24 protein-coding genes are annotated in these 21126 nt (G+C 39.5%); 19 read left to right on the top strand and 5 right to left on the bottom strand.

Translation table 11 applies throughout. The features are described 5' to 3' along the window. Window positions 1-180: 180 nt before the first annotated feature. The 4 genes from ABD006_RS00205 to ABD006_RS00190 all read left to right on the top strand — a co-directional run bounded on the left by ABD006_RS00205 (window position 181) and on the right by ABD006_RS00190 (window position 2535). On the top strand, window positions 181-1164 hold the full coding sequence (locus ABD006_RS00205; protein ID WP_425542159.1) for a ring-cleaving dioxygenase: 984 nt from the start codon (window positions 181-183) through the stop codon (window positions 1162-1164). A 24-nt stretch (window positions 1165-1188) separates the two neighbouring features. Beyond that, window positions 1189-1353, top strand: coding sequence for a hypothetical protein (locus ABD006_RS00200; protein ID WP_343836237.1), 165 nt, complete (start codon window positions 1189-1191; stop codon window positions 1351-1353). 3 nt (window positions 1354-1356) lie between these two features. Continuing rightward, on the top strand, window positions 1357-1707 hold the full coding sequence (locus ABD006_RS00195; RefSeq protein WP_343837707.1) for a redoxin domain-containing protein: 351 nt from the start codon (window positions 1357-1359) through the stop codon (window positions 1705-1707). Window positions 1708-1893: 186 nt separating this feature from the next. After that, entirely contained in the window at window positions 1894-2535 is a 642-nt protein-coding gene (locus ABD006_RS00190) for a DUF3889 domain-containing protein (RefSeq protein WP_343836235.1), read from the top strand. A 39-nt stretch (window positions 2536-2574) separates the two neighbouring features. Here the strand turns inward: ABD006_RS00190 and ABD006_RS00185 are convergent, their stop codons facing one another. Next, window positions 2575-3195 (bottom strand): trimeric intracellular cation channel family protein, encoded by a 621-nt coding sequence (locus ABD006_RS00185; RefSeq protein WP_343836233.1) that lies wholly within the window; start codon window positions 3193-3195, stop codon window positions 2575-2577. 244 nt (window positions 3196-3439) lie between these two features. Here ABD006_RS00185 and ABD006_RS00180 point away from each other — a divergent pair, with 244 nt between their 5' ends. Both ABD006_RS00180 and ABD006_RS00175 read left to right on the top strand, forming a co-directional pair. Next, window positions 3440-5575, top strand: coding sequence for an ATP-dependent Clp protease ATP-binding subunit (locus ABD006_RS00180; RefSeq protein WP_343836230.1), 2136 nt, complete (start codon window positions 3440-3442; stop codon window positions 5573-5575). Window positions 5576-5672: 97 nt separating this feature from the next. Then, entirely contained in the window at window positions 5673-5966 is a 294-nt protein-coding gene (locus tag ABD006_RS00175) for a DUF3219 family protein (RefSeq protein ID WP_343836229.1), read from the top strand. 106 nt (window positions 5967-6072) lie between these two features. Here the strand turns inward: ABD006_RS00175 and ABD006_RS00170 are convergent, their stop codons facing one another. After that, window positions 6073-6582, bottom strand: coding sequence for a hypothetical protein (locus ABD006_RS00170; RefSeq protein WP_343836228.1), 510 nt, complete (start codon window positions 6580-6582; stop codon window positions 6073-6075). After that, window positions 6579-7052: a hypothetical protein gene (locus ABD006_RS00165; RefSeq protein ID WP_343836227.1), complete on the bottom strand. Its 474-nt coding sequence runs from the start codon at window positions 7050-7052 to the stop codon at window positions 6579-6581. Before ABD006_RS00165 ends, ABD006_RS00170 begins: the two co-directional genes overlap by 4 nt. Before the next feature lie 155 nt (window positions 7053-7207). On the opposite strand from ABD006_RS00165, the gene ABD006_RS00160 reads away from it, so the two are divergent. Next, window positions 7208-7999, top strand: coding sequence for a GNAT family N-acetyltransferase (locus tag ABD006_RS00160; protein ID WP_343836225.1), 792 nt, complete (start codon window positions 7208-7210; stop codon window positions 7997-7999). 41 nt (window positions 8000-8040) lie between these two features. Here ABD006_RS00160 and cypC read toward each other — a convergent pair whose 3' ends face one another. Next, complete coding sequence (cypC, locus tag ABD006_RS00155) at window positions 8041-9297, bottom strand: CYP152 family fatty-acid peroxygenase CypC (protein ID WP_343836223.1); 1257 nt, start codon at window positions 9295-9297, stop codon at window positions 8041-8043. A 133-nt stretch (window positions 9298-9430) separates the two neighbouring features. Between cypC and ABD006_RS00150 the strand changes: the two genes are divergently transcribed. From ABD006_RS00150 to ABD006_RS00105, 10 genes are all read left to right on the top strand, one after another. Continuing rightward, entirely contained in the window at window positions 9431-10075 is a 645-nt protein-coding gene (locus ABD006_RS00150; RefSeq protein ID WP_343836220.1) for a LytTR family DNA-binding domain-containing protein, read from the top strand. A 126-nt stretch (window positions 10076-10201) separates the two neighbouring features. Then, window positions 10202-11713 carry a succinyl-CoA:acetate CoA-transferase ScpC gene (gene scpC, locus ABD006_RS00145; protein WP_343836218.1) on the top strand — a complete coding sequence of 504 codons (1512 nt, stop codon included), beginning with the start codon at window positions 10202-10204 and terminating at the stop codon, window positions 11711-11713. A gap of 122 nt (window positions 11714-11835) precedes the next feature. Then, window positions 11836-13449 (top strand): gamma-glutamyltransferase family protein, encoded by a 1614-nt coding sequence (locus tag ABD006_RS00140; RefSeq protein WP_343836215.1) that lies wholly within the window; start codon window positions 11836-11838, stop codon window positions 13447-13449. Window positions 13450-13493: 44 nt separating this feature from the next. Beyond that, a complete protein-coding gene (locus ABD006_RS00135; RefSeq protein WP_343836213.1) occupies window positions 13494-14105 on the top strand; it encodes a chromate transporter in 612 nt (203 codons plus the stop codon). Then, the gene (locus tag ABD006_RS00130) at window positions 14106-14633 is read left to right on the top strand and encodes a chromate transporter (protein ID WP_343836210.1); all 528 of its coding nucleotides are present in this window, start codon (window positions 14106-14108) and stop codon (window positions 14631-14633) included. 76 nt (window positions 14634-14709) lie between these two features. Beyond that, the gene (locus ABD006_RS00125; protein ID WP_343836208.1) at window positions 14710-15960 is read left to right on the top strand and encodes a hypothetical protein; all 1251 of its coding nucleotides are present in this window, start codon (window positions 14710-14712) and stop codon (window positions 15958-15960) included. A 278-nt stretch (window positions 15961-16238) separates the two neighbouring features. After that, window positions 16239-16814 carry an ABC transporter ATP-binding protein gene (locus ABD006_RS00120; RefSeq protein ID WP_343836204.1) on the top strand — a complete coding sequence of 192 codons (576 nt, stop codon included), beginning with the start codon at window positions 16239-16241 and terminating at the stop codon, window positions 16812-16814. Continuing rightward, window positions 16807-17166: an ATP-binding cassette domain-containing protein gene (locus tag ABD006_RS00115; protein ID WP_343836202.1), complete on the top strand. Its 360-nt coding sequence runs from the start codon at window positions 16807-16809 to the stop codon at window positions 17164-17166. Before ABD006_RS00120 ends, ABD006_RS00115 begins: the two co-directional genes overlap by 8 nt. Continuing rightward, complete coding sequence (locus ABD006_RS00110) at window positions 17102-17494, top strand: DUF3021 domain-containing protein (RefSeq protein ID WP_343836200.1); 393 nt, start codon at window positions 17102-17104, stop codon at window positions 17492-17494. The genes ABD006_RS00115 and ABD006_RS00110 overlap by 65 nt, the downstream gene beginning before the upstream one ends. A 150-nt stretch (window positions 17495-17644) precedes the next feature. After that, window positions 17645-18799, top strand: a complete 1155-nt coding sequence (locus tag ABD006_RS00105) for a lactate 2-monooxygenase (RefSeq protein WP_343836198.1) — start codon at window positions 17645-17647, stop codon at window positions 18797-18799. A 98-nt stretch (window positions 18800-18897) separates the two neighbouring features. On the opposite strand, the gene ABD006_RS00100 is transcribed toward ABD006_RS00105, so the two are convergent. Further along, on the bottom strand, window positions 18898-19338 hold the full coding sequence (locus ABD006_RS00100; protein WP_425542158.1) for a cell wall hydrolase: 441 nt from the start codon (window positions 19336-19338) through the stop codon (window positions 18898-18900). A gap of 75 nt (window positions 19339-19413) precedes the next feature. On the opposite strand from ABD006_RS00100, the gene ABD006_RS00095 reads away from it, so the two are divergent. Both ABD006_RS00095 and ddlA read left to right on the top strand, forming a co-directional pair. Beyond that, on the top strand, window positions 19414-19647 hold the full coding sequence (locus tag ABD006_RS00095; protein WP_343836194.1) for a hypothetical protein: 234 nt from the start codon (window positions 19414-19416) through the stop codon (window positions 19645-19647). Between the two features lie 208 nt (window positions 19648-19855). After that, window positions 19856-20956: a D-alanine--D-alanine ligase gene (gene ddlA, locus ABD006_RS00090; RefSeq protein ID WP_343836192.1), complete on the top strand. Its 1101-nt coding sequence runs from the start codon at window positions 19856-19858 to the stop codon at window positions 20954-20956. The last annotated feature ends 170 nt before the right edge of the window (window positions 20957-21126 follow it).

The following is a 21126-nucleotide window of genomic DNA, read 5'->3' as shown; positions in this document are numbered from 1 at the left end:
TTTACTATATCCTTTTCCCGGACTTAAAATCCTTTGCTTATTAGAATGAATGATTTTGACAGATCATACGAATCATGATATATTTATTTCGAATTAAAGATAAATAATTTAAAGATAATATTCATTGATTTAACAGGTTAACCTTTATGATGAATAAAACGTTGGATGGAGGCTTTAAGTATGAATGGAATAAAAGGGATGCACCACGTCACAGCCATAACCAGCAGTGCGGAGAAAAACTATGAATTTTTCACCTATATCCTGGGGATGCGTTTGGTTAAGAAAACTGTGAATCAGGATGATATTCAAACCTATCATTTATTCTTTGCAGATGATGAGGGCAATCCTGGTACAGATATGACCTTTTTTGATTTTCCCGGGATTCCCAAGGGAGTGCATGGTACGAATGAAATTTTTAAAACATCCTTCCGTGTACCGAGTGATGAAGCGTTGGAGTATTGGGAAAAAAGGTTTGATAGACTTAAAGTAAAGCATTCAGGAATTAAAGAACAATTCGGTGTTAACACCCTGTCTTTTGTTGATTTTGATGATCAGCAATATCAGTTGATCTCAGATGAGAATCTTGATGGGGTGAAGGCAGGGATTCCGTGGAAAACAGGACCTGTCCCATTAGAATTCGCTATAACAGGCCTAGGACCTATTCATGTTCGTGTGGACAACTTTGACTACTTTAAAAAAATGATGGAAACGGTACTTCAGTTCAAAGAAATTGATCAGGAAGGTTCCCTGCATCTGTTTGAAGTAGGAGAAGGTGGAAACGGTGCCCGGGTTATTGTAGAATATAACACAATCCTTCCTCAGGCAAGACAGGGGTTTGGTACCGTTCACCATGCAGCCTTTCGCGTAGAAGATCGTGATGTATTGGAAGAGTGGATTGAGCGGATGGCTAAGTTTGGCTTCCGGACATCTGGATACGTCAACCGTTTCTTCTTTGAATCATTGTATGCGAATGTGGCACCTCAAATTTTATTTGAATTTGCAACAGATGGCCCCGGCTTTATGGGCGATGAACCATATGAAACTTTAGGGGAAAAGTTATCTTTACCTCCATTTTTAGAAGCGAAACGGGAAGAAATTGAAGACATGGTACGACCGATTGATACAGTAAGAAGCACAAAAACATTTGAAAAGGAATATGAATAAGCTTTTTCAGGAAGGAGTCTATTTATGAAGTCTAAAGTTGTTACCCTGTTACTCGTATTTGGGGTAATGCTGACAGCTTGTTCTCCAGCGGCAGATGAGCCGGTTACCCTGCAGAATCATGCAGGAGAAGAGGTAAATATACCTGGAGAAAAACCTGTCCTGTTCTTTTTTATTACCACTTACACCTGAAGTATTTGTCAGCAGCAACTGGTTCAGTTGCATCAGAATTTAGACACGCTGGAGGACCTTAACCTGAACGTTGATACTTATATTATAAGTAAGGACACGGTTGAGGAACAAAAGATTTTATACGATGAAATTAAGCGAGTGTTTGGCGAAAGTCTCCCAATTCTTGCTGATCCTGAGTTAAAAGTGATTGATAAAATGGGCATGAAAAACGGTGATATTGCGTATCGCGGCTATGGAATGCTGGATTCGGACGGAAATGTTATTTTTCAAACGAAGAATGACCATTGGGGCGAGCAATTTGATCAGACATTAAATGAAATAGAAGAAGAATATCAAAACTTTATGAGTGAATAACATGATCATTACCCAGGTACATGCCTTGTATCTGGGTAATGATCGTCTGGGGAATGATTAAATTAAACCAAATACAGCCACGTCCAGCTGTCGATTTTGTGTTCCTTGCTAATTTCCAATCACGATTTAACCTCCTGGGTACATACACTATCAATGAGTGAGAGACTTATGACAGGAGGAGAGCGTATGTTTACAAACGATTTTTATGGGTATGGGCAAAACTTCTACTCGTTTCATCCATATACGTACAACCCACTTCCGAATTCACAGTTTCCAGCTGTGGATGCATATCGACAGCAAAGCATACAGGGTCAGGCAACCTGGACAACGGGGGGACAGGTTACCAAGTGTGGTATTCCATGGTCCACAAATGAATATATGACTGCATCTGTCAGTCTGAATGCCCCTTACCGTTGTGGTCAAATGTTAAAAATTACGAACCCCAATAATCAAAGGGAGATTATCGTAACTGTAGTGGATACTGTTCAAGGATATCCACCTAATCGTATTAATCTTCACAGGAGAGCATTTGAGGCTTTAGGAGTAAATCCTCAGATAGGTGTTCTGAACATTCAAATCACACCTTCACCTCAACTGGAACAGGAAAAATGGGGAAAGTATCTGTTAGAAGTAACGCAGACGGCCTATCCAAACTATAAAGTAACCGAATATCAATCCGTGGAAAAAACGTCGGTAACGAATAATCAAACGAGAGAAGTATATGATTATTTTTTACAGTCCCCACAGGAATCGATAACCGTTCGTGGTACAGTTGTCTATAACCCAAACACAGACCGGGTTGTGTCGTTTGATATAAAAGAAATTTAGTATAAGCAAAAGCTTGATTCATCCAAGAATCAAGCTTCACTACATATGTGCCTTCTTTTGATCTGTAAACTGTCTGTGGGGGAGCTTCCACCCATACTTTACTGTAAGCATTCGGAGTGTAACAACCGCGACAAATAAGAGGTATAACCCCCAAGTCTGGTTTACCAGATCTATACCGATCAGTAAGCCTGCAAGCATAGCCCATGCACCATAAATATCCTCTCTTAGTACAGATGGTTTTCTTCCAGCAAGTAAATCACGGATAATCCCGCCACCACTTCCTGTAAGTAATGCAGCCATAATAATTGCACTTAACGGATGATTCATCTCTGTTGCATGCATGGCTCCTAAAATCGCGAAAGTGGAAAGGCCTATGGCATCCGTGAATGTGCCCCACCTTCCCCAATGTTTCAGTGCCCCTGAAGGAAACAAAAATACAATCGTTATAATAAAAATAGCCATCATAAAAAGTGGCCCCTGATCCCAGATTTCCGATACCGGTACACCGATTAACAGGTTTCGGGTGGTTCCGCCTCCAAAAGCCGTAACCATGCCTAAGACATAAACTCCTAAAATATCATAATCCTCTTCTAATGCTACGATAGCTCCACTTATGGCAAAGGCTATGGTTCCAATCGCATTAAAAATCTCCCAAGTCATTACTTAAAACCCTCTTCCTTAACTGATAACCTATATCATCGTATCACAGGCCCATTTGTCTTTACACTAGTTTTCTTCTAAAAAATCAGTTTATTAAAAGCTGCTTGATTTTTCATATCCAATCGTTTAGTCTACAGAAATTTCCATAAACAAATATCTTGAAAGTCAAAGAAGGTCAAACTATAATAAAAGTGTAAGGTCAAAAAAGGTCAAAGAATAAAAATCTCAAAAGGAGGTTTTATGGATGCTTTGTGATATATGTCAGCAAAATGAGGCAAAAATTAATGTTTATACCCAAATGAATAATGAAAAGAAAAATATTAAAATGTGTACATCATGTTTTGAACAGGAAAAAGCGAAACACAATATTCCATCCGACTTTGGTGGAGGAATGGGATTCCCATTTGATGATCTATTCAAGGGAATAGGTCAGGAGAATGGGGCGGCCTTTGGTATGAAACAGCCAACCCATACACAAACACAGAGTACTGGTGGAAATGGCGTTCTTGATCAATTTGGCCGTAATGTGACCGATCAGGCCAGAAATGGGAACATTGATCCGGTAATTGGACGAGACAAAGAAGTCGAACGTGTGATTGAAATATTAAATAGACGTAACAAGAATAATCCTGTTCTTATCGGTGAAGCTGGTGTAGGTAAAACAGCGATTGCAGAAGGACTCGCCCTAAAAATGGCAGAAGGAGACGTACCTTCAAAATTATTGGATAAGGAAGTGTATGTTATGGACGTTTCCTCTCTGACTGCTGGTACAGGAGTTCGAGGCTCCTTTGAAGAACGAATGAAATCCATCATTCAGGAGCTGCAATCCCGGCAAAATGTCATTTTGTTTATTGATGAAGTACATCAGATTGTTGGTGCCGGTTCAGCTGAAGGATCCATGGATGCAGGTAACATCCTGAAACCTGCACTTGCCCGTGGAGAATTGCAAGTAATCGGAGCAACAACCCTGAAAGAATACAGGCAAATCGAAAAAGATCCAGCGCTTGAAAGACGATTCCAGCCAGTTATGGTAGAGGAACCGACTCCTGAGGCGACTATGGAAATATTAAATGGTCTCAAATCCCGTTATGAGGATTATCATCAGGTTAAATTTACCGATGAAGCGTTGAAAGCCAGTGTGAAGCTTTCTGATCGTTATATTCAGGATCGATTCCTCCCGGATAAAGCAATTGATTTGTTAGATGAGGCTGGATCTAAGGTGAATTTATTATCTGAAGGAACAGAAAAAACAGCTATTCAAAAGAGAATAAATGCTATCCGTAAACAAAAAGATCAGGCAACAAATGAAGAACGTTATGAAGATGCTGCAAAATTACGTGACCAGGAAGCAAAACTGGAAAGACAGCTTGAAGATGGAAAAGAAGAAGCTGGTGTTGTTGATCAGGCCTTTATCACGAGTCTGATTGAAGCCAAAACAGGTATCCCGGTAGGTAAGCTTCAGGAAAATGAGAAAGAAAAGATGAAGCATCTTGAAGAGAATTTACAGTCAAAAGTAATTGGTCAGGATGAGGCTGTACAAAAAGTGGCCAAAGCTATTCGCCGTAGTCGTGCAGGATTGAAATCCCAGTATCGTCCTATTGGTTCTTTCCTGTTTGTTGGTCCAACAGGGGTTGGTAAAACGGAACTTTCAAAATCTCTGGCTGAAGAAATCTTTGGATCTAAAGATTCAATGATTCGACTGGACATGAGTGAATATATGGAGAAACACTCGGTTTCAAAACTTATCGGTTCACCTCCTGGATATGTTGGCCATGATGAAGCCGGACAATTAACAGAGCAAGTTCGTCGCAACCCATATAGTATTATTCTGCTTGATGAAATTGAAAAGGCTCATCCAGATGTGCAGCATATGTTCCTGCAAATTATGGAGGACGGTCGTCTGACAGATAGTCAGGGAAGAACCGTAAACTTTAAGGATACTGTATTAATTATGACCAGTAATGCGGGTGTAACGGATAAAAAGGTTACCGTTGGCTTTAATACAGTAGGCGAAGATATGGAAAAGGAAAGTCATATTCTCGAATCTCTTGGTTCTTACTTTAAACCTGAATTCCTTAACCGTTTCGACTCAATCGTAGAGTTTAACCAATTAGAAAAGGATCATCTTTTAGATATTCTTGATTTAATGCTGACAGATGTGAGAAATCAGCTTGAGGAACAGCATATCAATATAGAGATTGATCAGGCGGCCAAAGAAAAACTAATTGAGCTTGGCTACCATCCAGCCTTTGGTGCCCGTCCATTACGCCGAGTCATTCAGGAACAATTAGAGGATAAAATAGCTGACGTGTTACTTGAAGAGGAAGAATCTGACCAGCTTACTGTCACAGTAATAGATCATGAAATTGTTGTGCAATAAAACAGAGACTGACCCGATTTACTTTCGGGTCAGTCTTTTGTTTGTGATGTATTATTAAACAACTTATAATTTACTAATAAGATAGGAGTGAAGAATTATGCCGGAAATTATACTTGATGATTTAAGAATACAGGCTGAATATTTACAGCATGAATGGATTCTTAAAGAAGATAAACGGCTTCGCAAAGTTATTTTTGATTTCAAAGTAACGAGTGATGATTATCATCAGGTAACAACTAAGCTTTATGAAAATGACTTTACGGTAAAAATCCCAGACGAAAATCTGCAATTTCAGGCTTCGATTTCCACGTACTCAACATCTATCACCAATTTATATCATGAAGGTGAGGTTGGGGATTATCACCTGGAATTAATAGAACAAACGAATTAGGTATGTAAAACAAAGTGGCCCTGCATGAGCAGAGCCCTTTGTTTTTACCATATTATCTTACTAAAACAAATATACTTTTTCAGGTAATTTCACCAAACGGAATCGATTAGGGTTCATCCTGTGTTGATTTCAGATGGTTATAATGATGCTGAATATATAAGAAAAACAGCAATGTAAAACTCTGAACAGCCAAATATACAGGAAAAGAATACGCTCCCTTCCACCCATGGTAATTAAATACACCAAAATACACATTAACCCTCTCGAAACCAATTGCGATTAGAGACCATACAAGGATATACAGCCCCGTCCAAATTCCTTTTACATTAAACTTATCAAATAAGTAGATATATAAGTAGGCAAAGGGAGCGTAAAAGGAATAGAGCACTAAATCAAACAACTCATAGTTGCCCTTATCCATAATGTCATATAAATCAAGGGAAGGCGAGGCCATCATATGGTCGAGAACACGTGCAAAGACAATGGCACATAGCATAACCAGCAAAATAACACTTAAGGGAAAACGCCTGGGCAATAAAAAGACCAGCAAATAAGACAGGATAACTCCTGTAAGTACAAACCATTCATTGTGATCGAAATGTTCTGGTAAAGTCATTTGATTCCTTCCTTTTGCAGTTTTGATTGAAACCATACATGCAGCAAGCGCACGACTATTAACAGGACGACAAACGTCACAATTGACTGCCAGAATTGCCAGTTTTTATACTGTATGACCTCCCAATAAGTCATTATCAATTGGACAATTCCCAGAATGCCTGTCATTAAAATCGTTAACACAATCCTCGATAGCCAGGTTTTACAAACTTCTACCAGGTTAAAGTACCATAAACATAATAACGGAATCATTATCAATTCATATAACCGCAAAATCAGAAACAATTGGGGATCATCAGCAACTGACCAGAGCTTTAAATTAATATAATAAACGGCTGTATATCCTGTCACAAAAAATACAAGGACTAAATACATAAAACTGTTTTCCAGTACATTTAATGTTTTCTTCGTACTTATCGACGCAATGAAAAGCAGGAGTGAAAAATTGATAGCAATAATTAGTTCCTTCATTATTCTTCCCTCATTAAGGTAATTTTTTTCATTTATTTTTTGTAGAATTCTTCTACTTATACTCCAAAAACAGAAAATATAAATTTCTTCTTGTAAAATATATGAATTCTGGTAATATATACACAATTTCAAAATTTTATAGGGGAGGGGATTACATGATTCGGGAACTGTCAAAAGCAGATCTTCATGCTTGTATGGAATTTATTAAAAAAAGCCCGGCAGAAAACCTGTTTCTGATTGGCGATTTGGAGGCCTATGGTGTTGAGGAAGATTTCCAGGACGTCTGGGGTGATTTTGACGAACAGGGATATTTTCGTGCTGTATTATTACGTTATCGCCAAAATTACATTATCTATGCTCCGGATTCTTTTGACAGACAAGGAATCGCGGCTATTATAGATCAGGATAAACGAGAGGAAAAGATGGTCTCAGGTATATCAACCATTGTTCACCAGGTTCTCTCCCACTTAACCCATAAACCTGAAAAAGTAAGAGAAACCTACTATGCAAAATGTGAGTCCTTAAATGATATACAAATTCCCGATGTTCAAGTGAAAAAGTCTGAAATCCCGGATATTCCACGTATTGTTGAGCTTCACCGGAATATTGCAGATTTTACGAATCGTGATCCTGAGGGGGAAAGTATTCGGAAAAATATGGAGGAAGGTGTATCACGTACCTTTTATATTGAAGATAGAGAAAAAATGGTATCTTCGGCAATGACCACCGCTGAAAACAGTCTTTCAGCAATGATTATAGGCGTCTGTACATTGGAGGAGTATAAAAAAAGAGGGTATGCCAGTGCGTGTATGACAGCATTATGCAAAGAGCTGTTGAGTGAAGGAAAACATCTGTGCCTCTTTTATGATAATCCTGAAGCAGGAAAGATCTATAAACGGTTAGGCTTTCATGATATAGGAAAATGGGTAATGAGTGAGTTTCGATAGTTCAGAATGGCTGGCATCTTTTGATAAGCCAGCCATTCATTTTATATCCTTTTTACATTAGTCATGAGGAAGCCGCTTTTAGGTAAAGTCGGCATCTCATCTAATGAATAATTGAAATCCTGAGCAGGAACATCATAGTCCATTTTATTTACTAAAAAGTCCACCGTTGCTTTCATCACTTCCACAGTAATTCCTTCTCCCGGACAACGGTGTCCCTTTCCAGGATCACTGCCTCCTTGAGGAATAAATGAGTAGTCATTCCTGTCCTGGTTTTTAAAGTTATTCGGGTCAAATTGATTAGGAGTTTCCCAAAACCTTTCATCATGATGCATCCCATAAATATCTAATAAAACTAGTGTACCTCTTTTAAAAGTATAATTATTCCAGGTAAAGTCCTCTTTCACCCTTGCGCCGAGAAAAGGGCCAAAAGGATAAAAGCGCCGGACTTCATTTACGAACATTTCAAGATTTCTGCTATTGTGTTCTTTTAGCGGCTCCTTAGTCTTTGGATGTTCATGCAGGGCTACAGCCGCAAATGTAATATAGGTTGAAATCGCAACGATGGGTCTAAGTACATTTATAAGTTCAATGGCTGCTTTTTTTGCAGGCAAATGCTGACCTTTCTCATCCTTAAGAAATGCCATTACATATAAAGCAGACGATTCATCTGCAGGTATGTTTCCGGAACGTACATCCTCGATGATATTTTCCATCCAGCCTTCTGTTCGATTTCTGGCCGTTCTTCCCTTCCAATGCTCAGGACCCACTCTGCCGAAAGCATAAACCATGGATATTAAATCATCAGCAAGGTCAGGGATATCTTCCTCTTTAACAGGAACACCCGCCCATTGACAGGCTACCCAGCATAGAACGTTCTTTATTTCCTTAAAGAAACGAACTTGTTCCTCTTTCTCCCATTGGGGAATGGAGTGTTTGAGTTCATTTGTAACCATTTCGGCTAACCGTTCTTGATTACGTTTATCCATAAGAGATAGAAACTGCTGCTTGCGTTGATGGTGGGCTTGTCCATCCATTCCCTGTATTGCCCCTACTCCGAACAGGGATTGTTGTATACGGTAAGGAGCTGCCCACTTACGCTGGAAACGGTCTAGATCATAAAAGATCTTTGCCGCTTCCGGACCAGTCATACAGACTACTTTTTTTCCAAGCACTCTCGTTTCAAATAGATCTGTTTTAAATTGGTCGGCACGATTCTTTATGAACAGATAGCCTTCCTGAAGTAAAGCAATACTGTGGTCCATCCCCTCCTCATGAGGAATTTCTTCGTTATATCGCATTCTTTATCGACTCCTTTTAGCGTAGTCCTTATTGGTTAAAGTTCCCCAAAATCTCTGTATTTTACGTTATAATTGAAAAAGAAATGAATTCGACAAATTCTTTCGTTTAATCATCTTTTGGGGAGGAGCATTTATGGAGAAGCTGACAATGGATTCACTATTAGATGTGTTTGGAGAGCTTTTTTCCGATGAAGTATCTATTGCGATATCCAATACAAGAGAATATATTTATTATCGTCCCAGTAAACGAATCGATTTAAAAATAAAGCCAGGGGACCCGATTAAACAGGGGACCATTGCAGATAAAGCTTTTCAATCGGGGCAAAAGGTTTCAGAGTTTATCGACCGGAATGTTTTTGGGATTCCCTATCACGGTATGGCTGTTCCATATTTCGACAATGACCAGATTGAAGGCTGTGTAACCGCCATCTATCCGGCACTGACAGAAGGAAAATCTGTCATTACCGTAAAAAGTCAGGATGGATGGAAGCCCATACCTTTCCATGATGTTATGTTCGTAGAGGTGCGAGACCGCAAAACTTATGTCTATTCAGACGAATTTGCCGGAACCCATAATAAAGCATTACAGGAATTCGAATACATTCTTCCGAGGGAAATTTTCATTCGCTGTCATCGTTCTTTTATAGTAAATGTCCATCATATTCGTGAGATTTTTCCCGACACGCACTCTACATTTGTGCTGGAAATGAAAAATGGTGCAACTATTCCCGTCAGTCAATCTTATTCCAGTTATTTCAGAAAGCTGCTGGGATTCTGATTATTCTGTTTTACATCATCTTTTCAGGTTTTCACACACGATTTTTCTGTTTGTCTTCATAATCTCCAGTTAAAGCCCTTTCATAAGTTAAAATATTCTTAAAGTTAAGATGAAGGGGGTTACATTGTGGGGAACAACTACGACCGCATTAAGGATGCACAGCTGAAAGAAAAAGTTGTTTCGGCAGAGGAAGCGGCTGCATGGATTCAGGATGGAATGACACTTGGTCTGAGCGGTTTTACTCGTGCCGGTGATGTGAAAGCGGTTCCGACTGCGCTGGTTAAACGTGCGGAAAACGAATCGTTTAAAGTGAATGTATTCACGGGTGCATCATTGGGTTCAGATATTGATAAAATGTTTGCAGAAGCCGGAATCATTCAAAAACGTCTCCCTTTCCAAGCTGATCCGACTATGCGGAAGAAAATTAATCAGGGAGAGCACTTTTTTGTCGACCACCATCTTTCACATACAGCTGAATTACTTAGGGGGAATGTAATAGAGGCTGTAGATTATGCTATTTTGGAAGCGATTTCGATAGAGGATGGAATGATTATACCTACAACATCGGTTGGGAATTCACAAATTTTTGCTGAAAAGGCGAGGAATATCATAATAGAAATTAACCTTGCACAATCCGAAAAATTAAAAGGGGTTCATGATATATATAGCTTAGAAAAGCAGGGAGAACGTGCACCTATTCCGCTAACTGATCCAAGCGATCGAATCGGTACAGCAGGAATTCCTATCGATGTTAAAAAGGTAAAGGGAATTGTCTTCACCAGTCAGACGGATTCGCCATCAACAATCGTTGAACCTGATGATCAAACCCAAATCATGGCAGATCATTTAATGACCTTTTTACGAAATGAGATTAAAGCTGGACGTCTTACAGAAAGCCTTGCTCCTTTACAATCGGGTATAGGCTCAGTGGCAAATGCTGTTCTGCACGGAATGGTTCAATCAGAATTTGAGAATTTAGAAGTCTATTCCGAGGTCCTTCAGGATGCTGTTTTTGATCTCATTGATGCAGGTAAAGTCAACATGGCATCATGCTGTTCCATTACGCTATCAGAAGAAAAAATGAAAAAAGTCTTTGATAACTTTGAGGACTACCGTGATAAGTTAATTATGCGACCGCAGGAAATATCGAACCATCCTGAGATCATCCGCCGACTCGGCCTTATATCTATTAATACCGCATTAGAGTTTGATATTTATGGGAATGTCAACTCTACACATGTTACAGGTACAAAAATGATGAACGGCATAGGGGGATCTGGTGATTTTGCCAGAAATGCCCGTTTAGCTATTTTCGTCACTAAGTCGATCGCAAAAGGTGGCGATATTTCAAGTGTAGTGCCATTTGTTTCTCATGTGGATCATACGGAACATGATGTCGATGTCTTAGTAACGGAGCAAGGGTACGCCGATTTACGTGGTTTAGCACCTAGAGAACGTGTTGAACTCATTATTGAAAATTGCGCCCATCCTATCTATCGCGATCAATTAAGAGAATATTATTATGAAGCTCTGTCTCGAGGTGGTCAGACACCGCATGTGCTGGAAAAAGCCTTATCATGGCATACGAATTTTAAGCAGAACGGGACGATGAGGGAGCTGGCTGAGGAAAAGATCTAACATAACTGCCTGGTTATTTAACCAGGCAGTTTTTATATCTAAAAGAGTTTTTAACAGGACTTTTGCTGTTTTTCGTGAAATATATATAGATATAACATTTCATGAAGGTGGGAAAATTTAAAATGCAGTCCTTTGATTATTTAGATTATCCTTATTCTTCGCAGCGGATGGTATCCATTGCGAATCGTGGTATGGTCGCAACATCCCAGCCTCTTGCCGCACAGGCTGGTCTTGATATGTTAAAACAAGGAGGAAATGCTGTTGATGCGGCCATTGCCACTGCAGCTGCGTTAACGGTAGTGGAACCAACCTCTAATGGCATTGGCAGTGATGCTTTTGCATTAGTATGGACAAAAGGGAAGCTGTATGGTTTAAATGGAAGTGGCCCATCACCAGACTCCATTTCCATAGAGAAAGTGAGGGCCAAAGGGTATGATGATATTCCTGTTCATGGATGGATTCCAGTCACAGTACCGGGAGCTCCAGGCGCATGGGCGGAATTATCAGATCAATTTGGAAAGCTGCCATTTAAAGAGCTGTTAAAGCCTGCGATAGATTATGCGGAAAATGGCTATCCCGTATCTCCAACACTTGGTCGTTTCTGGACAAAAGCGTATCAAAAATATAAGGAAGAACTCGATGGTGATGAATTCAAACATTGGTTCCATACATTTGCACCTCATGGACGGCCACCGCAAATAGGGGAAGTATGGAAATCAACAGATCATGCAGATACGTTGAGATCTATTGCTGAAACAAAGGCAAAGTCCTTTTATGAAGGGGAGATTGCTGAGAAAATTTCCCGTTTTTCGACTCAATATGATGGATTTTTAACGAAAAAAGATTTGGAGACTTATCGGCCGGAATGGGTAGAACCCATATCAGTAAATTATCGCGGTTATGATGTCTGGGAAATCCCGCCTAACGGTCAGGGGCTCGTTGCACTCATGACATTAAATATGCTAAAGGGATTTTCTTTTTCAGAAAAGGAATCTGCAGATACATATCATAAACAAATGGAAGCGATGAAACTGGCATTTACAGATGGCCAAACCTATATTACAGATAAGAAGGACATGAGACATTCAACAGAGCAGCTCCTCTCTGATACCTATGCGCAAAAAAGACGAAACTGCATACATGATACAGCCTTAACACCAAAGCCAGGTCAACCACCAAAAGGGGGAACGGTCTATTTAGCAACCGCAGATCAATACGGAAATATGATATCCTTTATCCAAAGTAACTATATGGGATTTGGTTCTGGGCTGGTCGTACCTGGTACGGGAATTGCTCTGCAAAATCGGGGACATAATTTTTCTCTTAATCCTTCCCATGACAATGCCTTAAAGGGAGGAAAACGCACGTACCATACCATTATACCAGGCTTTTTAACGAAAAATAATATACCTATAGGTCCATTTGGAGTCATGGGTGGTTTTATGCAGCCCCAAGGTCATGTCCAGGTCTTAGTGAATATGATTGATTTTAAGCTTAACCCACAGGCGGCCCTTGATGCGCCCAGGTGGCAGTGGCGGAAAGGTAAGGAAATTGCTGTAGAATCAACATTCCCTTCTTACATTGCTGAGGGCTTGGTTAGAAAAGGGCATGATATACAAACTGAATTAGAAAAAGGTGAGTTCGGGCGAGGACAAATCATTTGGCGGGATCACGAGACAGGTACGTTATATGGAGGAACAGAATCAAGAACAGATGGCGCAATATCTTCTTACTAATATAATATATTTGGACAGACAAGTTCCCTGCGGAGGTTATAGATATGACACATTGGCACCTTTTCTTAGCCTTTTTCCGAGTAGGAATTTTCGGCTACGGGGGAGGCCCATCCTCGATCCCTCTTGTACAAAAAGAGGTGGTTGAAAAGTATAAGTGGCTGGACGATGAAGAATTTGGTAATATTCTTGCATTGGGAAATTCACTTCCTGGACCAATTGCAACTAAAATGGCCGGTTATATTGGTCACAGAGTATCCGGAATTCCTGGGATGATTAATGCGGTATTGGCTACCATCATCCCGACTATAGTACTAATCATTATTTTATTAACCTTCTTAAGTTCGTTTAGTAATTTAGGTTGGGTAAATGGCATGACAGAGGCTGTTGTTCCTGTGGTCGGAGTAATGCTTGCTCTATTAACGTATGGTTTTGTAAAAAAATCTCACAAAGCGAATGGCTGGCTGATTACGATTGTTTTGTTAGCTGCATCCTTACTTTTAATCGAATGGTTCAGTGTACATCCGGCTGTATTAATTGCTGCAATCCTGCTTTATGCACTGATTAAGCCTGTTCCTGATGATCAGTCAGGTAAAGAGGAACATGTGGTTAAAAACACCACTGCTGAAAATGGTACACGAGAGAAAGGAAAATCATAGATGATTTATTGGGAAATATTTATTGCCTTTTTCATTCCGGGTATCCTCGGTTATGGAGGTGGTCCAGCCTCCATACCTCTGGTGGAAAATGAAGTGGTCGATCGGTTTGGCTGGATGACAGTCAATGATTTCAGTGAGATGCTGGCCATGGCGAATGCATTGCCTGGTCCTATAGCCACAAAAATGGCCGGATTCATTGGGTTTGAACAGGGAGGAATTTTAGGAGCACTTGTTGGGGTATTCGCCATCGTTGCCCCATCTCTTATTTTAATGATTACCTTACTAAAGGTTTTATTAAAATTTAAGGATTCCCCGCGTGTTAAAAGACTGACAGCCTTGATTTTACCGACGATTGCCATTCTTCTTGGGGTTATGGCCTTTGATTTTTTTCAAACAGCTTATGAAGGTTCCGGCGTCTGGCATACACTTTTTTTAGCCATTGTCAGTCTGGTTTTACTGGAAAAAGTTAAGGTTCATCCTGCTTTTGTGATTTTAGGAGCGTTGGTTTACGGCGCTTTATATTTATAAAAGTACGATAGAGGAAGGTTAAACATACCACCAATGATACATACTGATAGGGAGTATCGACATTGGTGGTGATTTTTTGTCTGTACGTATCTTTTTGCTGACAGCTGTCTTTCTATTTTTTAATTCAGCACCTGTTCTTGCTGTTGAGCAAACAGCCCTTAAGGATATGAAGGCCGCTTTTATTCGTGATGGAGACTTATGGATATATGAGAACCAGGAAGAAATACAAATAACGAAAGAAGGGGATGTGTTTGCACCACAATGGTCTCATGATGGTCAATGGCTGCTCTATCAGAAAAACGTAGAAGTTGAACCAGGAGATTATAAAAAGGCACAAACGGAAATATGGGTCTATCATGTTCAAACAGGGGAGAAGAAAAAAATCTTCTATAATGGACGTAATCCAAAATGGTCTCCGGAAAAAAATCTCGTGGCCTTTCAAAGCGATGAAGTTCTAAACATATCTGATTTGGATAGATTCTATAATGTTGAGCTTGGTGTAAACAGCTATCAGTGGGTGCCTGATGGGAGTGGCTTTCTTTTGTCCTCTCAGGCTGATTTGCTACCTGATGGGTGGACAAGTCCAATTCTTTATAGAAAAACCATAACCGCGCCTTTAAGTGATGTCAAACTGCATAAGAATGTCCAGCGACTTCTTAAGATTCCGAAAGAAGTCGAAAAAGGGGAGACCTCTATTTTATCCATTGGTGCTGGTCACTTTTCTTTTTCCCCGAGTGGAAAATGGACTTCCTTTATCATTTCACCAACCGCCTCCTGGTCCATGGACAGCAATATGGTGAGCGTCATGACAAATGATGGCTCTACTTTTAAGGTGCTTGATGAGGTCATTCTGGGTGTCGGAAAACCGAAGTGGGCTCCCGATAAAGACCGACTTGCCTATATTGCAGGTGGAGGCAGAATTGTATTAGGATTTAAGGATAAAGACTTGAAGGTTAAAGAAATGCCTGTGAACCAAACATTTACTCCGGACGATTATGCCGAACTCGATTTCTCCTGGATCGATAACGAATCGCTGGTGACATCCCGAGTGGAGGAGAGGGAATGGTCAAATGAACCCGGCAGACACCCATTGCCAAAGCTGCATCGCATAAATATAACAAACAAACAACAGGAAACAATCACAGAGCCACCAGAGAATTTGGGAGATTATAAACCAATGTACTTGGATTCCAAACAAATGTTTGTTTGGTTCAGAGGAAAGTCCCTGACTGATACAGATAAAAATGTATGGGTAGCAGATCGTGATGGTACGAACCATAAAAAGTGGTTGGAAAATGTTGAAAATCTAACATTATATACCGAATGATTTCATCTTCTTTACCGGCTTTCATAACCATGGAATTTCAGGTCTAAAATAGTGTAAGCAGTCCGTTTTATAAATTTTTAATGGGCTGCTTTTTTATTTTCTTAAAAGATTACATTATTGAAGACGAACCGGGATAAAAAATAAACGATAACGGCAAAATCTTACACAACAAAATTAGCATCTGACTCCAATATAATCACATGTTATGTTCTTTAAAACCATTATTTTGGGAATGTTCCTACAATGAAGTTAATCCGTTTTAAAAGGTGGTGCTTTAAATGTTATCTGTTCAGGAGGTTTCAAAGCAATATAAAAATTCCAGGGCATTAAACAGTGTTAGTTTAACTTTTGACAAGGGGAAGTGTTTCGGTATCGTTGGTCCTAATGGGGCTGGGAAATCTACCTTAATGAAAATTATTGCCAATGTTATCCAAGAGTATGATGGGGAAATCATCTCCTCTGACCGCACCGGTAACCATTCACTGAGAAAAAGTATTACAGGCTACGTGCCTCAGGAAATCTGTCTTGAAGAAAAATTGCCTGCTCTGGTAAATTTGCAATTCTATGGTCAACTATATGGGTTAAAAGGACGGGAACTTCATGAACGAGCTCAGGAAGTATTAAGAGACATTGGGTTAACGGACTATGGAAAAGAAAAAGTATCGATTTTTTCCGGTGGGATGAAAAGACGCTTAAATATAGGTTGTGCGCGTATGCATAACCCCCATATTGTGATCATGGACGAACCAACTGTAGGAATTGATCCTCAATCCAGACACCATATTTTCAACCCGATCGATCAACTAAAAAAAACAAGGACGTACCATCATTTATACCAGCCACAATATGGATGAAGTCGAGCGACTTTGTGATGATATTGCATTGATCGATAAAGGGACCATTATCGAAAAAGGAAGCTTATCTCAACTTTTACAAAAATATTCTAAAACCTCTGTTTATGTAAAAGGAAATATCACGAAGAATACACTGGATTCATTTGGAAGCGTACAAACAAAAAATGATGGGTTTATCGTATTGACGAGTGATCCATTAACAACCTTAAAAAGATTGATTGATTATTTCTGCGATCATTCTATTTTTCCCGATCAGCTTGAACTGGCAAGGCCTAAATTAGAAGAGTATGGTTGGAATCGGCTTTGCAGGTATTTATACCTTTGTTGCGCTTACCTTTTTAATGATATTTAATGTTCCTGCAAGTGTGTCTGTAATTTGGGTGAACATGCTGGGAAGTATATTTATTGGTATTTATTTTGGATTAGCATCTCGTATTTTTGAAATACAAAAGTGGAGTCCTTTAAAGAAAACCATTATTCATCTTACACTTTCTATTATTACCTATTATTCTGTTGGCTTAGCAATTGGATGGGTGCCATTAGAGCTCCTGCCTTTAATACTTAGTTTCATAACTTTCATTTGTGTATATGCGATTTTCTGGTTTAGCTATACACTATATTATAAAAGGTTAGAAACGTCAATGAATGACTATTTAAATCACCATAAAGATAGAGAATAATCAAATTTGTAAGGGGTTGACTTAGTCGACCCCTTAAACTATATTTTAACCCTATTATTTTTTGAACAATTCTGATAATTATTTGACCAATCGCTTCCCTCTGGTGTAAAATGTGAAATAAATGAAACCGTTTTCTAAAGGGGTGGGGGTATGAGTTTTGGTAATGAAGTACAAGCAATGGTCTACCAGGGGGTTGAAAAGAATATAATCCCTCCATCATTTGAAAAGCTGGAGCAAAAAGCGAAGGAACATTTAGATGCAAAGCCCTATGATTATGTGGCAGCGTCTGCAGGAGCAGAGATGACAAAGAGGAAAAATAAACAGGCATTTGAAAAGTGGAACATCATCCCAAGAATGCTCCGTGATACATCAAATAGAGATCTGAGTACTGAATTATTTGGAAGAAAACTATCATTTCCCATTTTGTGTGCTCCAGTGGGTGTTCAATCGATTATACATCCAGAAGGTGAACTGGCCAGCGCCCGTGCTGCAGCAGCTATGAATGTTCCGTTTGTTGCAAGTACAGCTTCTACATATAATCTGGAAAAAACATCTGAGGTTATGGAGGATAAGGAACGTTGGTTTCAACTCTATTGGAGCAGTGATCGTGAAATTGCCGCCAGTATGGTTAAGCGTGCGGAAAAAGCGGGATACAGTGCCATTGTGATTACCCTGGATACGCCTATGATGGGCTGGAGAGAGAAGGACATTGATCACGCTTACTTACCATTTCTTCAGGCAGAGGGAATCGGTAATTATTTAAATGATCCCGTCTTTTTATCACGTTTAGATCAATCTCCGGAAGAGGATATGACATCAGCTATTCTGTTATGGTCACAAATTTTCGGTAACCCTTCTTTGACCTGGGGAGATTTGGACTTTATCAAAGCCCAGACTTCACTTCCAATTGTGTTAAAAGGGATTTTACACCCTGAAGATGCAAGGCTTGCTGTCCAGCATGGGGTAGACGGAATTATTGTAAGCAATCATGGAGGAAGACAGGTAGATGGAGCCGTGCCCGCTATTGATGCATTACCGGAAATTGTCGATGCTGTTGAACATCGTATCCCTGTACTTATGGATAGTGGAATACGAAGAGGCTCAGATATTATAAAGGCTTTAGCCATCGGCGCAAGAGCTGTTTTAATCGGAAGGCCCTATATGTATGGGTTGGCTTTGGCAGGAGAGGACGGTGTTAAACAGGTCCTCAGGAATCTAATTGCCGACTTTGATCTGAGTATGGCTTTATCAGGCAAAACTTCCGTTGCTGAATTAAACAGAGAAATTCTTAGAAAGGAATCATAGCTTTGCTTAACATATAGATTCCAGTTATGGATATGGCCCAAAAAATTATTTCCTAATAACATCCCCCACATAATGCGGGGGATGTTATTAATATCTTATTAATATCTATAAGCACTTTCGCATGTATTAGCTACTGGTTCATAATAACAATGTTGTTTATACTGTCCTGTATGCGGTTGGCCGTACCATGAAGGAGGACATTCACCATACGGATTAAAATACCAAAGAGCAAACTTAGAAGGATGCTGTCTCCAATATTTCACAACTTGACGAGCTAATCTTCTTTCTAATTCTCTGGCAGGTCTATAAAACAAATTCCCTTTTTGTACCGCTTCAAAAGCAAAATTTCCGCCTTGAACCTGAAAAATTACCTCTCGTATGGACCTTACATCTTCAAAATCCAAACAATCAGCTTTCGCTCGATTTACAATGACATTCCCAACCATAAGCATTCCCAGACGTCCTTCACCCTCGGCTTCCGCTCTCACCATCCTTGCTATTAAATCAATATCTTTTTGGTTATATGCTACTCTTGCCACTACCATCACCTCTACAAAATTGTATGAAATAATCTATAAAAAATGTAAGCTTTTCAGAATTTTTGTCTGATTGGCATGTACCAAATGTACCAAGCATTTAAAGATCATGAGGAACAACTTGTCGAAATGGCAGTAATTTGGAATAATTGTTATGAAGAAAGGGAGCAAGTCCCGATTCACTGGGATGATGAAATTCAGTGGTTTATGATTTCAACTCTCAAATTTTACAGAATGAATAAACCGAATGACACGAATGCATTCATAAACGCAGGATATTCATCGAATGAATTTATGGAAGTAAATTCTTAAGGAGATGGCCATTCCTGCATATCTTATTTACAGCACTTTTGCTAAAATAAATGATAAGGAGCACAAAAGGACCAGAAAATACATAAGTAAACTACAAAAACATACACTGCCTTTTTATAATCATCCGGAAAATTGGTTCAATATGTCTACAGTCCATTAAGAGGATGATGTAATGTAAAGTTCGTGTTTTCATTATGGAGGGAAGAACATGACAAACAAAAGAAGAGTTGGAATTATTTTTGGCGGAAAGTCCGCTGAGCATGAGGTATCCTTACAATCTGCCAAAAACATTGTGGATGCCATTGATCCGGAAAAATATGAGGTGACCCTTCTCGGCATTGACAAAGAGGGAAAATGGCATATTAATGACCAATCTCACTATTTACTTAATAAAGAAAATCCAAAGCTCATTCAATTAAATAAATCCAATGACCATGTGGCGATTATTCCAGGTGAGACAGATCATCAACTGATTAATGCAAACGGTAATGTGGAGCTGGATCAACTGGATGTTATTTTCCCGATTGTACATGGTACTTTAGGAGAGGATGGAAGTCTGCAGGGAATGCTGCGTTTAGCTAATATTCCTTATGTAGGTACAAATGTATTGGGGTCTGCGGTCTGTATGGATAAGGATATTGCGAAACGTTTGATGAAGGATGCAGGGATAAGCGTAGCAGAGTCCATTACTGTAAAGAGAAGAGAAAAAGACCGTATTCATTTTGATCAAGTTAAAGAAAAGCTGGGGATCCCGTTTTTCATTAAACCGGCGAATCAGGGTTCTTCAGTTGGTGTAAGCAAAGTAAATACAGAGGAAGAATTTAAAGAAGGAATTCGGGAAGCATTTGCGTATGATCATAAAGTACTTTTAGAGGAAAATATCGAGGGCAGAGAGCTTGAATGCTCTGTACTCGGCAATGATGATCCCATTGCATCCACCCCGGGAGAAATTTTGCCACAAGGAGAATTCTACTCCTATGAAACGAAATATATTGATGAAAGCGGGGCTCTGCTGGAAGCACCGGCGAACTTAAATGAAGAAGAAATGGAATGTATGAAAAAAACAGCTGTTCATGCCTTTAAGGCCCTTGAATGCGAGGGAATGGCACGCGTTGATTTCTTTATGAAGAAAGACGGTACTTTAGTCTTAAATGAAATTAATACATTACCTGGCTTCACAAAAATCAGTATGTATCCAAAGCTTTGGGAGATTAGCGGAATTCCTTATTCCGAGTTGATCGACCGGTTAATTGAACTTGCGATTGACCGATATGAGCAGGATGCACAATTGAAAAGTTCAATTGACTAATGAATCTGAAAGCGTGCTTCTAATTGGAGGCGTGCTTTTTTACTAAAATTTAAAATTGCAATAATTGCATAAATCTGACAAAATATAGAGAAATAACTATTTGGAGAGAGGGTATAAAACGGTGGGAAGGAATAGAAAGTCGATGGAACTTAAAACGAAGCTGAAAAACA

The organism is Salinibacillus aidingensis, from assembly GCF_039522525.1.
GTDB classification, from domain to species: domain Bacteria; phylum Bacillota; class Bacilli; order Bacillales; family Alkalibacillaceae; genus Salinibacillus; species Salinibacillus aidingensis.
This window is presented reverse-complemented; position numbering and strand designations above follow the sequence as displayed.